The 13,348-nt window shown below is 61.3% G+C and carries 17 protein-coding genes; 2 read left to right on the plus strand and 15 right to left on the minus strand.

Annotation, left to right across the window (positions count from 1 at the left end):
- Nucleotides 1-69 precede the first annotated feature (69 nt).
- The 11 genes from phnN to ccmA all read right to left on the minus strand — a co-directional run bounded on the left by phnN (nt 70) and on the right by ccmA (nt 8,264).
- A complete protein-coding gene (gene phnN / locus GQ39_RS17035) occupies nt 70-633 on the minus strand; it encodes a phosphonate metabolism protein/1,5-bisphosphokinase (PRPP-forming) PhnN (protein ID WP_047538973.1) in 564 nt (187 codons plus the stop codon).
- 257 nt (nt 634-890) lie between these two features.
- On the minus strand, nt 891-1,298 hold the full coding sequence (locus GQ39_RS17040; protein ID WP_047531932.1) for a hypothetical protein: 408 nt from the start codon (nt 1,296-1,298) through the stop codon (nt 891-893).
- Between the two features lie 14 nt (nt 1,299-1,312).
- Nucleotides 1,313-2,515 (minus strand): c-type cytochrome biogenesis protein CcmI, encoded by a 1,203-nt coding sequence (gene ccmI, locus GQ39_RS17045; RefSeq protein WP_047531934.1) that lies wholly within the window; start codon nt 2,513-2,515, stop codon nt 1,313-1,315.
- Complete coding sequence (locus GQ39_RS17050; protein ID WP_047531936.1) at nt 2,512-2,982, minus strand: cytochrome c-type biogenesis protein; 471 nt, start codon at nt 2,980-2,982, stop codon at nt 2,512-2,514. The genes ccmI and GQ39_RS17050 overlap by 4 nt, the downstream gene beginning before the upstream one ends.
- On the minus strand, nt 2,979-3,515 hold the full coding sequence (locus GQ39_RS17055; RefSeq protein ID WP_047531938.1) for a DsbE family thiol:disulfide interchange protein: 537 nt from the start codon (nt 3,513-3,515) through the stop codon (nt 2,979-2,981). The genes GQ39_RS17050 and GQ39_RS17055 overlap by 4 nt, the downstream gene beginning before the upstream one ends.
- Nucleotides 3,512-5,500, minus strand: coding sequence for a heme lyase CcmF/NrfE family subunit (locus GQ39_RS17060; protein WP_047531940.1), 1,989 nt, complete (start codon nt 5,498-5,500; stop codon nt 3,512-3,514). Before GQ39_RS17060 ends, GQ39_RS17055 begins: the two co-directional genes overlap by 4 nt.
- A gap of 3 nt (nt 5,501-5,503) precedes the next feature.
- A complete protein-coding gene (ccmE, locus tag GQ39_RS17065; RefSeq protein ID WP_047531942.1) occupies nt 5,504-5,959 on the minus strand; it encodes a cytochrome c maturation protein CcmE in 456 nt (151 codons plus the stop codon).
- Nucleotides 5,956-6,132 carry a heme exporter protein CcmD gene (ccmD, locus tag GQ39_RS17070; protein ID WP_007980758.1) on the minus strand — a complete coding sequence of 59 codons (177 nt, stop codon included), beginning with the start codon at nt 6,130-6,132 and terminating at the stop codon, nt 5,956-5,958. The genes ccmE and ccmD overlap by 4 nt, the downstream gene beginning before the upstream one ends.
- Complete coding sequence (locus GQ39_RS17075) at nt 6,129-6,884, minus strand: heme ABC transporter permease (RefSeq protein ID WP_047531944.1); 756 nt, start codon at nt 6,882-6,884, stop codon at nt 6,129-6,131. The genes ccmD and GQ39_RS17075 overlap by 4 nt, the downstream gene beginning before the upstream one ends.
- Before the next feature lie 79 nt (nt 6,885-6,963).
- Nucleotides 6,964-7,632 carry a heme exporter protein CcmB gene (gene ccmB, locus GQ39_RS17080; RefSeq protein ID WP_007980754.1) on the minus strand — a complete coding sequence of 223 codons (669 nt, stop codon included), beginning with the start codon at nt 7,630-7,632 and terminating at the stop codon, nt 6,964-6,966.
- Nucleotides 7,629-8,264 (minus strand): cytochrome c biogenesis heme-transporting ATPase CcmA, encoded by a 636-nt coding sequence (gene ccmA, locus GQ39_RS17085; RefSeq protein WP_047531945.1) that lies wholly within the window; start codon nt 8,262-8,264, stop codon nt 7,629-7,631. The genes ccmB and ccmA overlap by 4 nt, the downstream gene beginning before the upstream one ends.
- Before the next feature lie 197 nt (nt 8,265-8,461).
- On the opposite strand from ccmA, the gene fliK reads away from it, so the two are divergent.
- A complete protein-coding gene (gene fliK / locus GQ39_RS17090) occupies nt 8,462-10,036 on the plus strand; it encodes a flagellar hook-length control protein FliK (protein ID WP_047531946.1) in 1,575 nt (524 codons plus the stop codon).
- Nucleotides 10,033-10,362: an EscU/YscU/HrcU family type III secretion system export apparatus switch protein gene (locus GQ39_RS17095; RefSeq protein WP_047531947.1), complete on the plus strand. Its 330-nt coding sequence runs from the start codon at nt 10,033-10,035 to the stop codon at nt 10,360-10,362. The genes fliK and GQ39_RS17095 overlap by 4 nt, the downstream gene beginning before the upstream one ends.
- A 148-nt stretch (nt 10,363-10,510) precedes the next feature.
- Here GQ39_RS17095 and GQ39_RS17100 read toward each other — a convergent pair whose 3' ends face one another.
- The 4 genes from GQ39_RS17100 to GQ39_RS17115 form a co-directional block, all read right to left on the minus strand.
- Nucleotides 10,511-11,011, minus strand: coding sequence for a hypothetical protein (locus GQ39_RS17100; RefSeq protein ID WP_047531948.1), 501 nt, complete (start codon nt 11,009-11,011; stop codon nt 10,511-10,513).
- Between the two features lie 425 nt (nt 11,012-11,436).
- Nucleotides 11,437-11,832 (minus strand): DUF2802 domain-containing protein, encoded by a 396-nt coding sequence (locus GQ39_RS17105; protein WP_047531949.1) that lies wholly within the window; start codon nt 11,830-11,832, stop codon nt 11,437-11,439.
- Entirely contained in the window at nt 11,833-12,318 is a 486-nt protein-coding gene (locus GQ39_RS17110; RefSeq protein ID WP_007980742.1) for a chemotaxis protein CheW, read from the minus strand.
- 41 nt (nt 12,319-12,359) lie between these two features.
- Nucleotides 12,360-13,277 (minus strand): CheW domain-containing protein, encoded by a 918-nt coding sequence (locus GQ39_RS17115; protein WP_047531950.1) that lies wholly within the window; start codon nt 13,275-13,277, stop codon nt 12,360-12,362.
- Between the last annotated feature and the right edge of the window lie 71 nt (nt 13,278-13,348).

Raw genomic sequence — 13,348 nt, forward strand, 5'->3', positions numbered from 1 at the left:
AATGGCACCGTCAGGACTTGCTGACAAAAGCGCTCTGAATTGACCCGACCTGCGCCAACATCATCGGGCTCACGCGCTTGATTTGTCGATGCAGACCAGCAGGCGTTCAACCGTGTAATCCAGCGGTCCGGAGTTGTCGAGCAGATGCACGGCGGGCTCGCTATCGGCCAGCAAGCGCTCATTGAAACGAGCATTGCGGGCCAGTCGGCGATCGATCTCGACCACCGATTCACGCCCGCGCGCCAGCAGGCGCTGGCGCAACACGGCCAGATCCACGGTCAGCAAGAGCACGACCAGGTCGGGATAACGCTCGCGAGTGTTCTGCAGGTGCCCGCGAGAGCCATTGACCAGCACGTCTTCCCCTGCCGCCAGCCAGTCGTCGATGTCGCGCGGAATGCCATAGGCCAGGCCGTTAGCGTGCCAGCTCAGGGCAAAGGCGCCCCGGGCCTCCATTTCGGCGAACTGTTGCATGCTGACACCCAGCGCCGATTCCCCCACCGCTTCCGCCGAGCGAGTGATGACCCGCCGCACGATTCGGCAGCCACGTTCGGTAAGCCGTGCTCGTGCGGCCTCCAGCAGGCTGTCCTTGCCTGAGCCGGAAGGTCCGATGAGATAGATCAACCTGCCCGCCATCAAAATACCTTCTTGCATGTCGCCTGACTCGTTGTACCCACGGCAGCCCGTCCGGACAAAGGGCTGCACGCGAAACCCGTGCATGCTCGCCACGACTGTTCAACCCCGGCCGCCACGTCGAAGGCCGCCACATTACTCCAGTGCAATCCGCCGCGCACGGGGTTCGGGGCTCCGTCCATCCGGCGTTGAAGTCGTCTGACGCTCTGTCGTCGTCAGCAGGGCGCACAAAAAAGGCGACCTCTAAGGTCGCCTTTGCGTCACTGCCCGAATTGCCGCCCCAAACCGCCCGGCACACCGTGGATATCCGTCTCTTCCCACGGCCCTTTCGGGCTGATCGAGCGGCTCCAGCCGTTATCCCAGCGGTAGTAGGTGCGCTGGCGGTAGAACGTGTTCGGTTGATCATCGAGCACATAGACACCCAGTTTCGGGTCCCAATGACTGTTGCCACCCGGCGGTGGCGCGAAGCTGGCCGAGGTACGTGGCAGCGGTTTCGCGGGTTTAGCCGGGGTGGTCGATTTACCCGGCGCGGTCGAAGGCGCCGGCTTGGTGCCCGGCTGCGACGACGGGATCGGTGGCGGGGTCTGATGTTCGGGTGGCCGCTGGACCGCACAAGCGCTCAGCCCCAAAACAACGCTGAGCAAGGTGATACGAGCGATGGCGGTCATGGTGGCGTTTCCTGTTATTTGTCCGGGCTGTCGATGGTCAGTGTCTGCGGCGCGGTGGTGCTGCTGGCCAGAGGCTGGCTGCGACCGACCCACTCACCTGCCGTCGGTTGACCGGCACGGGAGATGCGCGCAACCAGTTGGACTTCAGGGAAGTTCGACAGTTTCAACTGCGGCATCATCGCGTCGGCGTCGCCCAGTTCGACGGTCGCCGGCAAGTCGGCCACGGTCAGGCGCTTGGCCGCCAACGGCGCGGGTGGGCCTGAAGTGGCGCGCGCGAAGATGAAGACGCTGTCGCCAGGCTGGACCTTGCCCTTCAGCTCGGCCGCCAGGTCCACATGAACCTTGAGCCGCGCAGCCGGTTTGGCTGCGGGCGCCTCGGCCACCTTGCCGCCGCTGGCCACCAGTTTCTCGGTGGCGCGGGTAATGCCGCCCTGCAGCGCCACGCGGGATTGGTCGTCCGGCGGCAATTGCTCCAACAGGCGATTCCAGTAATCGATGGCTTGCTGATAACGCTGACCTTCGAAAGCCGCGATACCCAGCAGCCCGAGGCTGGTGACTTCTTTCGGATCAGCCTTGAGCGCTTCGTCAGTCAGTGCCTGAATTTTCTCCGACCACTGCTTGCCATCGGCGAAATACTGGGCCTGAGCCCATTGACCGAGCAGTTCCGGCTGACGACCGGCCAGGTTCACCGTGCGCTCGAAAATCTTCGCGGCATCGGCAGGACGATCCTGGGTCATGTAAGTACGACCGAGGAAATACAAGGCTTCAGCGGAATCGGGCTGCGCCGCGACCGCACGCTCCAGACGCCGGGTCATCTCTTCCATCGACTGCGGTGGCTGGGAGAATTCCCGGGTCAGCTCGACTTTGTCGCTGGCACCGAAATGCAGGTACAAACCCAGGCCCAGCACCGGCACCAGTACGGCTGCCAGCAACGGTGCCGGCTTGCCCAGGCGCGACACCCGTGGCGCGGCGACGCCTTCGGTGTCGGCGAGCAATTCACGGGCAGCTTCGGCGCGACCGGCGTCCATTTGCGCCGCATCGAGCACGCCTTCTTCCTGCTGAGTCTGCAACTCAGCCACGCGCTCTTGATACAGCGCCACGTTCAGGGCGGTACGATCCTCTTCGAGCTGGGCGCGACGACTACGCAGAACGGGGATCAGCAGAAAACTCAGGGCCACCAGAAGCAGCAGACCTGCAGCGAGCCAGAAATCAATCATTCTTGGTTTTTATCCAACAGGTGGTCGAGGCGCTCGCGCTCCTCGGCAGAAAGCGAGCCCGGGGTGGCGGCGCGTTGCACGCGACGACGGCGGACGATCACCGCGATGATCACAAAACCGCCCAGCAGCAGACCGGCCGGGCCGAACCAGAGCAGTGCAGTCTTGGCGTTGAGAGCCGGTTTGTAGCGGACGAAGTCACCGTAGCGATCAACCATGAAATCGATGATCTGCTGGTTGTCCTTGCCCTCGCCGAGCATGCGGAAAATCTCTTTGCGCAGGTCGGCAGCGATGGGGGCGTTAGAGTCGGCGATGTCCTGATTCTGGCATTTGGGGCAACGCAACTCCTTGGTCAGCTCGCGAAAACGCTCGCGATCGCCTTCCTTGGCGAACTCATAGGTGTCGATGGCCGCCTGCGCCACACCGACCAGGCTCAAACCCAAAATGACGGCAGCGATCCAGCGCTTCATGGCTTGGCCTCGTCGACCAGCGCCTGATATTTGGCCGCCAGTTTTTCGCGCCAGACCTGCTCGTCGATCACGCCGACAAACTTGTCGCGGATGATGCCCTTGGCGTCGATGAAGAAGGTTTCCGGCGCGCCGTAGACGCCGAGGTTCAAGCCCAGGGTGCCTTCGTCATCGCGGATGTCGAGCTGGTAAGGGTTGTGGTACTCGCTCAGCCACTTCAGGGCGTCGGCATTGACGTCCTTGTAGTTGATGCCGTAGATCACCACGCCCTTCTCGGCGAGTTTGTTCAGCACCGGGTGCTCGACCCGGCAGGAAATGCACCAGGTGCCCCACACGTTGACCAGCGCCGGTTTACCCAGAATGTCGGCGCGGGTCAGGGTCTTGTCGCCCTGCACCGCGGGCAGGGAAAACTCCGGGAAGGGCTTGTCGATCATGGCCGAGGGCAACTCGGCCGGGTCCAGGTACAGACCGCGATACAGGAAAACAGCGACCACCAGAAAAATCACCAGTGGCAACAGCATCAACCAGCGTCTCATGCAGTGGCTCCCGACATGCCCAGTGCTTCACGCACTCGGCTTTTCACCTTGACCCGATACCGTCGATCCAGCGCCGCCAGCACACCGCCCAGGCCGGTGAGCAAGCCGCCGAACCAGATCCAGCGCACGAACGGTTTGACGTGCACGCGCACGGCCCAGGCGCCATCGCCCAGCGGCTCACCCAGTGCGACATAGAGGTCGCGGGTGAAGCCGGCGTCGATCCCGGCTTCGGTCATGACCGAGTTCTGCACGGTGTAAAGGCGTTTTTCCGGGTGCAGCACGCTGACTTCCCGACCGTCGCGGATCACCCGGATGGTGCCCTTGTCAGACGTGAAGTTCGGGCCTTCGAAGTGCTTGGCGCCTTCGAAGATGAAGTGATAACCGGCCAGGTCCATCGACTCGCCGGGCGCCAGGCGCAGGTCGCGCTCGGCACTGTTCTGACTCGACAGCACCACGCCGAGGGCGCAGACCGCGATGCCCAGGTGCGCCACCTGCATGCCCCAATAACTGCGGGTCAGGGTCGGCAGGCCTTTGATCAGGCCTTTGTGGCGAGTCTTGTCGAAGATGTCACGCACACCGGCCAGCAATACCCAGGCGGCGAGCAGGAAGGTCGCCAGCACCGCCCAGTTGAAATCGCCATACGCGACACCCGCCACCACAGCCAGCGCGGTGCTGCCGAGCAACACCGGGGTCAGCATGCCTGCCAGCCATTTCACCGGGGTGTCTTTCCAGCGCACGATCACGCCGACCGCCATCACCAGCATCAGCAACGCCATCAACGGAATGAACAGTGCGTTGAAATACGGTGGGCCGACCGACAGCTTGGCGCCGGTCATTGCATCCAGAACCAAGGGATACAAGGTGCCCAACAGGATCATCGAAGCCGCGACCACCAGCACCAGGTTGTTGCCCAGCAGCAGGGTTTCCCGCGACCAGAGGTTGAAGCCAACCTGGCTCTTGACCACCGGTGCGCGCAGGGCGAACAGCGTCAGCGAGCCACCGACCACAAACAACAGGAAAATCAGGATGAACACGCCGCGCTCGGGATCGGACGCAAAGGCGTGCACCGAGGTCAGCACCCCGGAACGCACCAGGAAGGTCCCCAGCAGGCTCAGCGAGAAAGCGGCGATGGCCAGCAACACGGTCCAGCTCTTGAACACGCCACGCTTTTCCGTGACCGCCAACGAGTGGATCAGCGCAGTGCCCACCAGCCATGGCATGAAGGACGCGTTTTCCACCGGGTCCCAGAACCACCAGCCGCCCCAACCGAGTTCGTAGTAGGCCCACCACGAGCCCAGGGTGATGCCGATACCGAGGAACGCCCAGGCCACGATGGTCCAGGGACGCGACCAACGAGCCCACGCAGCATCGAGACGACCGCCGAGCAATGCGGCAATGGCGAAGGCGAAGGCCACGGAAAAGCCGACATAGCCCATGTACAGCATCGGCGGGTGCACGATCAGGCCGATGTCTTGCAACAATGGATTGAGGTCGCGGCCGTCCGCCGGAATCTGCGGCAGGATCCGCGAGAACGGGTTGGACGTGAGGATCAGGAACAGCAGGAAACCAGTGCTGATCATGCCCATGACCGCCAGCACCCGCGCCAGCATCACTTGCGGCAACTGCCGGGAGAACACCGACACCGCGAAGGTCCAGCCGCCGAGGATCAGCGCCCAGAGCAGCAACGAACCTTCGTGCGCGCCCCACACGGCGCTGAATTTGTAGTACCAGGGCAACGCGCTGTTGGAGTTGCTGGCCACATAGGCGACGGAGAAGTCGTCCGTCATGAAGGCGTAGGTCAGGCAACCGAAGGCAAATACCAGAAAGGCGAACTGGCCCCAGGCGGCAGGCTGGGCCAGGCTCATCCACAAGCGGTCGCCGCGCCAGGCACCGAGCAGCGGCACCACGGCCTGAACCAGCGCCAGGCACAGTGCCAGGATCATGGCCAGGTGGCCCAGTTCCGGGATGAAGATTGCGGACGTCATGGGTCAACCCTCCTTCGCAGGTGTTGGAGCAGTTTGACCACTGTCCTTGAGGGCCTTGGTCACTTCCGGTGGCATGTATTTCTCATCGTGCTTGGCCAGCACTTCATCGGCCACCACCACGCCGTCGGCGTTGAGTTTGCCCAGGGCGACGATGCCCTGCCCTTCGCGGAACAGGTCCGGGAGGATGCCGCGATAGGTGATGGTGACGGACTTGTTGAAGTCGGTGACGATGAACTTCACGTCCAGGGAGTCGCTGGAACGTTGCAGTGACCCCTTCTCGACCATGCCGCCAGCGCGGATGCGCGTGTCATGGGGGGCTTCGCCGTTGGCGATCTGGGTCGGGGTGTAAAACAGATTGATGTTCTGCTGCAGGGCGCTCAGGGCCAGGCCGACGGCAGCGCCAACACCGACCAGGATCCCGAGAATGATGATGAGACGCTTTTTACGCAGGGGATTCACTTGCCGTTCTCCCGGCGCAGACGACGCGCCTCTTGTTGCAGATAGCGCTTGCGGGCCAGGATCGGCGCCGCCACGTTGAGGGCCAGAACCGCCAGGCAAATGCCATAGGCTGACCAGACATACAGGCCATGATGGCCCATGGCGATGAAGTCGCCGAATGAAGCAAAACTCATCGAACGACCTCCAGGCTGTTTTCCACTTCGGCCTTCACCCAAGTGGCCCGCGACTCGCGCTTGAGCACTTCGAGGCGCATGCGCAGCAGCAACACCGCACCGAAGAAACAATAGAAACCAAGCGCCGTCAGCAACAATGGCAGCCACATTTCGGCGGGCATGGCCGGTTTTTCGGTGAGGGTGAAGGTCGCGCCCTGGTGCAGGGTGTTCCACCACTCCACCGAGTACTTGATGATCGGGATGTTGATCACACCGACAATGGCCAGCACCGCGCACGCCTTGGCCGCGCTGTCACGATTGCTGATGGCGTTGCCTAATGCAATGAGCCCGAAGTACAAGAAAAGCAGAATCAGCATGGACGTTAGTCGGGCATCCCAGACCCACCACGAGCCCCAGGTCGGTTTGCCCCAGATCGCGCCGGTGACCAGTGCCACGGCAGTCATCCAGGCGCCGATGGGCGCCGCGCATTGCAGGGCGACATCGGCCAGTTTCATCTTCCAGACCAGTCCGACGATGCCACACACGGCCAGCATCACATAGATGGACTGCGCCAGCATGGCCGCTGGAACGTGGATATAGATGATGCGAAAACTGTTGCCCTGCTGGTAGTCAGGCGGTGCGAAGGCCAGGCCCCAGACCACGCCAACACCGATCAGCAGCAACGCCGCGACACTCAGCCAGGGCAGCATTTTGCCGCTGATGCCGTAGAACCACTTGGGCGAGCCGAGCTTGTGAAACCACGTCCAGTTCATACTGTTTCCATCACGGTTGCCGCTCGTTATCACGAGTCAGCCAAAGGGTCTTTACTGGTTGTTTTTTAACCAGACCTCATTATTCGCCGACGCTGATCTTCAGGCCAGCAGCTATTGCAAAAGGTGTCAGGGTTATCGCCAGGGCGGTCAGGCTGCCAAGCCACAGGAGATAACCGGTCGCCGGCATGCCTTGCAAGGCCGCCTGCAAGGCGCCACTGCCAAGAATCAACACCGGGATGTACAACGGCAGTATCAGCAACGCCAGCAACAGGCCGCCGCGCTTCAAACCCACCGTCAGGGCCGCGCCCACCGCACCGAGCAGGCTCAGCACTGGTGTACCCAGCAATAAAGAAAGCAACAACACCGGCAGACAGGCGGCTGGCAAACCGAGCATCAACGCCAGCAAGGGTGCGAGCAAAACCAGTGCCAGGCCGGAAAACGCCCAGTGTGCCAGCACCTTGGCCAAAACCAGAAGAGCCAGGGGGTGCGGCGAAAGGACCCACTGTTCCAGTGATCCATCTTCGAAATCACTGCGGAAAAGCCCGTCCAGCGAGAGCAAAACCGATAAAAGGGCTGCGACCCAGACCAGTCCCGGAGACAAGGTTTGCAACAATTGAGACTCGGGACCCACCGCCAAGGGGAACAACGAAACGACGATGGCGAAGAATACCAGCGGATTGGCCAACTCCGCCGGACGGCGGAACAGCAGACGGGCCTCACGGGCGACCAACAGGCCGAAAACACTCATACGGCCCATTTCCCCAGATCAATGTCGCGATAACCGGCCGGTATCCGGCTCAGGGTGTGGTGTGTGGTCAACACCACGACGCCGCCGCGCTCGCAATGCGCAGCCAGGTGCTCTTCGAGTTGCGCCACGCCCTGCTTGTCGAGGGCGGTGAATGGCTCATCGAGGATCCACAGCGGTGGACAGTCCAGGTACAACCGGGCCAGCGCCACACGGCGTTGCTGGCCTGCGGACAGGGTGTGACAGGGAACATCTTCGAAACCGCGCAATCCGACAGTTGCCAGGGCCTGCCAGATGGCGTCGTGGGAGGCCGGCTGATGCAGTGCGCAGAGCCAGCTCAAATTTTCTTCCGGGGTCAGCAGGTCCTTGATCCCCGCGGCATGGCCGATCCACAGCAGGTTACGCGCCAGCTCCGTGCGCTGTTCGTTGAGCGGCTGACCATTGAGCAGAACTTGACCGTCGGTCGGCTGCATCAGGCCTGAAAGCAGGCGTAGCAGGCTGGTCTTACCACTGCCATTAGGGCCACTGATCTGTACCATTTCGCCACTGGCCAGTCTCAAATCGAGATTTTCGAAGAGCAGCCGAAGGTCTCGCTCACAGGCAAGGGCAACGGTTTGCAGGACAGGACTGATCAAGGGTTCAAGGGCCTTATACGGTTCAAGTCGGCTCTGGCACGGCCGTTAAAGAGAGGCAGAATAAAGGTATTGGCAGCCCGAACCAGAGAGCTGGGTCAAATATTTCATTGTTTCGGCCGCCCTGTAGACAACGGGGCCGCATTATACATGCCATTTCCTACTCTAAAGAGCGCATTTTCCCAAGGTTGTGACCGCGTATGACAGTCGAAATGAACACTCCACCTCTACCGCAGACCCTTCCGGCGACCGCACGTCCGCTGACGGTCAGCGGCGAGCTGATCAAGCTGCTGACGCCGATGGAGGGCCTGATCACCGCCGGTCAGACCGCCACGGCCGAAGTGCTGTCGCTCAAGCAGGCGGATCAGACTTTTCAATTGCTGCTCAAGGTCACCCTCGACAGCGGCCGTCAGACCACCGTCCAGGCCACCAGCAACCAACCGGTGGCCCAAGGCACCCGCATGGTGGTCACTCAGCCGTCGGCGAGCAACCTGGCGGTCACCGTGCAACAAGCCATTGCCTCCAGCGTCGCCACCCTCACCCGTATCGACACGGCGCAACTGCCGGTCGGCACGCTGCTGCAAGGCAAAGTGCTGACCTCCCAGGCGTTGCCGCAGGTGCCTGGCCAACCAGCGGTGTTTCGCTCGATGGTGAGCCTGCTCAATACCGTCCTGAGCGGCACTACCCTGAGCATCGAAAGCCCGCAGCCATTGCGCATCGGCACCCTGCTGAGCGCACAGGTGCAAGACACTCAGACACTGAAATTCGTGCCCTTGAGCAGTCGTCAGGAACAACTGGCGGTGACTCATCAACTGGTCGACCAGCAAAGTCGCCAAGGCTCGCTGGACGGTTTGCTCAAACTTCTGCAAGACCTGCCGGATTCCGACCAGACCTCCGTCGAGTTGCGCTCCGCCGCTTCCCGGCTGCTTGCCGGCCTGCCCGATGTTCAGCAACTGAGTACGGCCAAAGGCCTGGCCCAGGCATTACTCAACAGCGGTACGTTCCTCGAGACCAAGCTGCTGGCCGGGCAGAACCCGACACTGGCGCCTGACCTGAAGGCCGACCTGCTGAAGCTGATCGCCCAATTGACGCCAGCGCTTCAGCCCAACACCAACCTCAGCGCGATCATCGCGGCAAATACGCTGGTCCAGGCCATGCCGAATTTCGTGCGCAACGCCCTGGGCATGCTCGGCCAGGTCAGCGCCAAACCGCCGCCGACCAGTTTCCCGTTGCCCGAACGCCTGCTGCAAAACGCCGAGGGTGAAGATGACCTCGAACATCTGCTGCGCCTGGCCGCCGCTGCGGTTTCACGCCTGCAGAGCCATCAGTTGTCGAGTCTGGAACAGACCGGCGTGACCGCCGACGGGCGCCTGGTGAGCACTTGGCAACTGGAAATCCCGATGCGCAACCTGCAGGACATCGTGCCGTTGCAGGTCAAGTTCCAACGAGAAGAAGCCCCCGAAAAAGAATCGCAACAGGAACGCCGCGAGGAACGCGAGCCCAAACAGCAACTGTGGCGCGTCGACCTGGCATTCGACATGGAACCCTTGGGGCCGCTGCTGGTTCAGGCACAGCTGATCAAAGGCAGCCTGTCGAGCCAACTGTGGGCCGAGCGGCCCTACACCGCCAGCCTGATCGAAAGCAACCTGTCGGCATTGCGCGAACGTTTGCTGGCATCCGGCCTGAACGTCGGCGATCTCGATTGCCACCTCGGCACACCGCCCCAAGGCCCCCAAACCCGCCTCGAACAACGCTGGGTCGACGAAAACGCATGAATAACCCCAATGCCCCACGCCAGGCCATCGCCCTCAAATACGACGGCACCCATGCCCCTTCCCTCACGGCCAAGGGCGATGAAGAACTCGCGGAAGAAATCCTGCGGATCGCTCGCGACCATGAAGTGCCGATCTACGAAAACGCCGAGCTGGTGAAATTGTTGGCGCGCATGGAATTGGGGGACAGCATTCCACAGGAGCTCTATCTGACGATTGCCGAGATCATTGCGTTTGCGTGGCATCTGAAGGGCAAGTTCCCGGCCGGGCACATTCCGGACGCACCCATGCTCGAAAAGGATGTCACTGAACGCGGGGATGATTACTGACGCCATCGCGAGCAAGTCACGACCACAGAGGCAGCGGGCACGACCTAAACCACTGTAGGAGCGAGCCTGCTCGCGATGGACTCAAGCTCGCCGCGTTGATTCAGAGAGCCCGCGTTATCGTTAACGACCATCGCGAGCAGGCTCGCTCCTACAAGGGCACCCTCGCACCGGTATCGGCCTTGAAAAAACGCAAAAGCCTGAGGCTGCGACCAACGATCAGACCGTTGATGATGCCTGACGCCAGTGCGGACGTTGCGACCGCCGACACGCCATCAACGAGTTCCGGGTACATGGCCTCTTGATATCCGCTGTAGTAACGCCAAGCAAAGAACGCCCAATACACAAGTAGCACCTTGGCAGTGCCATTCAGCACTAGACGTTCTCCATCGCGTACTACGCCTTGATACGAATAAAAGCGCAGTGCCAGAACCCAGCCTGCCAGCATTCCCAACGCATATACCGAGAGCGGGATTGCAGCGCCTTGGGAGAAATTCAACGAAACCAGGGAAATGGCGACAAATACCGCCGGCGTGAACTGCAGCGACCTTTTCGATTCATGACTCTTGAAACAGCCGCGCACACCGTAGTAAGTCAGGATAAAAAAGACCGCATAAACCCACAGCGGTGTACCACGCAAAATGTCGTACATATGCCTCCCTGGCATTGAGACTCACTCAACCAAGCGTCGTTGAATAACGACGATGGATTCAAGTGCAACGCGTTGATTCAGAGAGCCCGCGTTATCGTTAACGACCATCGCGAGCAGGCTCGCTCCTACAGTGGTTTCAGGCCGGTCACAAAATCGGTGTTCACTGACAATCAAATGTAGGAGCGAGCCGGCTCGCGATGGACTCAAGCTCGCCGCGTTGATTCAGAGAGCCCGCGTTATCGTTAACGCCCATCGCGAGCAGGCTCGCTCCTACAGTGGTTTCAGGCCGGTCACAAAATCGGTGTTCACTGAAAATCAAATGTAGGAGCGAGCCTGCTCGCGATGGACTCAAGCTCGCCGCGTTGATTCAGAGAGCACGCGTTATCGTTAACGCCCATCGCGAGCAGGCTCGCTCCTACTCGCTTTTAACTACTCTTGTGCAACTTGCTCATCAACTCCGCCTCAGCCTGGGTCAAGCCGCAGGACTGGGTCAGTTCGTCGACGCTTGCGCCCATTCCGACCAGTCGTGCCGCCTGGGCGAACGACAGGCTGGAAGGGTCGCGCTGTTCCAGCTGGGCCAGCTTGTCCGGCAAAGGCGCGACGATCGCGCGCAGTTCGTGCAGGTCTTCACCCATGCGCACGCTACCGTTCTGGTAATTGTCGACGCGCTTGGCCAGCTCCTTGATGCGCTGATCACGCAGCACATCACTCTGGGCCTGTTGCGCAGCAATCAGTCGCTGACCGCGAATGTACGCCAGAAACATTGCCAGCGTGCCTGCCCAAAACAGGAACAGGACAATGACCGCCACCTCAAGAATCAATCAGATACTCTCCAGTTCCGACCATTCTTCTTCGCTCATCATCTTGTCGAGTTCGACCAGGATCAGCAGTTCGTTGTTCTTGTTGCACACGCCTTGAATGAACTTGGCGGACTCTTCGTTACCCACGTTCGGCGCGGTTTCGATTTCCGACTGACGCAGGTAAACCACTTCGGCCACGCTGTCGACCATGATCCCGACCACTTGCTTGTCGGCTTCGATGATCACGATACGGGTGTTGTCGCTGATTTCGGCGTTCATCAGGCCGAAGCGCTGACGGGTGTCGATCACGGTGACCACGTTACCGCGCAGGTTGATGATGCCCAGCACGTAACTCGGTGCACCCGGAACCGGAGCGATTTCGGTGTAGCGCAGGACTTCCTGAACGCGCATCACGTTGATGCCGTAGGTTTCGTTGTCCAGTTTGAAGGTGACCCATTGCAGGATCGGATCTTCGGAACCCTTTGCCGCCGTCGCCTTATCATTCATACCCTGACCCCTCAAGAAACCGCCCTAGCGGTATTGTTCTGTTATGTAGGTTTGTGAGCCGGCTTGCTGCCGCCCATGTGCTTGGCCCCACCGCTGGCGATCAGCTCGGCCAGCGCGGAAACGTCGAGCAATGCACACATGTGTTCAATCACGGTGCCCGCCAGCCATGGCCGTTGGCCACGATGGCTGCGCCATTTGATTTCGTTCGGGTCCAGTCGCAACGAGTGGCTGACTTGATGCACCGCCAACCCCCACTCGTAGCCCTGGACCGAAATGACGTATTGCAGGCCCTGGCGGAAGTCATCGCGATAACGGTCGGGCATGACCCAACGCGCAGTGTCCAACACCTTCAGATTGCCCGCCTGGCTCGGCAGGATGCCAAGGAACCATTCCGGCTGGCCGAACAACGGCGTCAGTTCGTGCCCCGCCAGCGGGTAGATCGACCCCAGGCACACCAGCGGCACCGCCAGGGTCAAGCCAGCGACATCGAACAGCAGGCATTCGAACGGTTCGGCGGCCCAGGACGGACGGCCATCGGTTTCCTCCGGTGGCGGTGTGACCGGCGGCAGATGCACTTCGACGACCGGCGGCACCAAGGCTTGATGCATTTCATCGGGTCGCGGGACCAGTGCCTGCAGCAACGGCGCGATGGTCGACACCGGCGCCAGAACGGGGGCCGGTGCTTCGAGCACGGCGACTGCCGGCTTCGGTACTGAAGGTGTCAGTTCCGGGGCAGCAGCGACGGCGGCTTTCTGTGCATCACGGGCCTGCTCTTCGAGCACGGCCGCCTGGAACTCGTCCAGCGCAGCTTCGACTTCAATCGCTTCGACAACTTCGACGATTTCAGCAAGCGCTTGAACTTCAACCGGCAGTTCTTCGGTCGCCTCCATCAGCAAGCTGTCCAGATAAGACTGGAGCGCCAGTTGCGGACGCGAGGTGGTCTTCACCGGCCGGTTCATGGCTGCCCCCTTGCCGGAGCGAGCTTGCTCACGATAAAGGTATGAGCGACGCCCATCCCCAGGAAGCCCGC

It is taken from the genome of Pseudomonas sp. 11/12A (assembly GCF_000800055.1).
Classification (GTDB): domain Bacteria; phylum Pseudomonadota; class Gammaproteobacteria; order Pseudomonadales; family Pseudomonadaceae; genus Aquipseudomonas; species Aquipseudomonas mohnii.

Excerpts from the sequence above, each read along its gene's own strand:
- GQ39_RS17100 (WP_047531948.1), bottom strand. The coding sequence starts at position 11,011 with ATGTACGACATTTTGCGTGGTACACCGCTGTGGGTTTATGCGGTCTTT.
- GQ39_RS17095 (WP_047531947.1), top strand. The coding sequence starts at position 10,033 with ATGAATAACCCCAATGCCCCACGCCAGGCCATCGCCCTCAAATACGAC.
- ccmI (WP_047531934.1), bottom strand. The coding sequence starts at position 2,515 with ATGATTGATTTCTGGCTCGCTGCAGGTCTGCTGCTTCTGGTGGCCCTG.
- phnN (WP_047538973.1), bottom strand. The coding sequence starts at position 633 with ATGGCGGGCAGGTTGATCTATCTCATCGGACCTTCCGGCTCAGGCAAG.
- ccmB (WP_007980754.1), bottom strand. The coding sequence starts at position 7,632 with ATGAGTGTTTTCGGCCTGTTGGTCGCCCGTGAGGCCCGTCTGCTGTTC.
- GQ39_RS17115 (WP_047531950.1), bottom strand. The coding sequence starts at position 13,277 with ATGAACCGGCCGGTGAAGACCACCTCGCGTCCGCAACTGGCGCTCCAG.
- GQ39_RS17060 (WP_047531940.1), bottom strand. The coding sequence starts at position 5,500 with ATGACGTCCGCAATCTTCATCCCGGAACTGGGCCACCTGGCCATGATC.
- GQ39_RS17055 (WP_047531938.1), bottom strand. The coding sequence starts at position 3,515 with ATGAGACGCTGGTTGATGCTGTTGCCACTGGTGATTTTTCTGGTGGTC.
- GQ39_RS17110 (WP_007980742.1), bottom strand. The coding sequence starts at position 12,318 with ATGAATGATAAGGCGACGGCGGCAAAGGGTTCCGAAGATCCGATCCTG.
- fliK (WP_047531946.1), top strand. The coding sequence starts at position 8,462 with ATGACAGTCGAAATGAACACTCCACCTCTACCGCAGACCCTTCCGGCG.
- GQ39_RS17040 (WP_047531932.1), bottom strand. The coding sequence starts at position 1,298 with ATGACCGCCATCGCTCGTATCACCTTGCTCAGCGTTGTTTTGGGGCTG.
- GQ39_RS17075 (WP_047531944.1), bottom strand. The coding sequence starts at position 6,884 with ATGAACTGGACGTGGTTTCACAAGCTCGGCTCGCCCAAGTGGTTCTAC.
- ccmD (WP_007980758.1), bottom strand. The coding sequence starts at position 6,132 with ATGAGTTTTGCTTCATTCGGCGACTTCATCGCCATGGGCCATCATGGC.
- GQ39_RS17050 (WP_047531936.1), bottom strand. The coding sequence starts at position 2,982 with ATGAAGCGCTGGATCGCTGCCGTCATTTTGGGTTTGAGCCTGGTCGGT.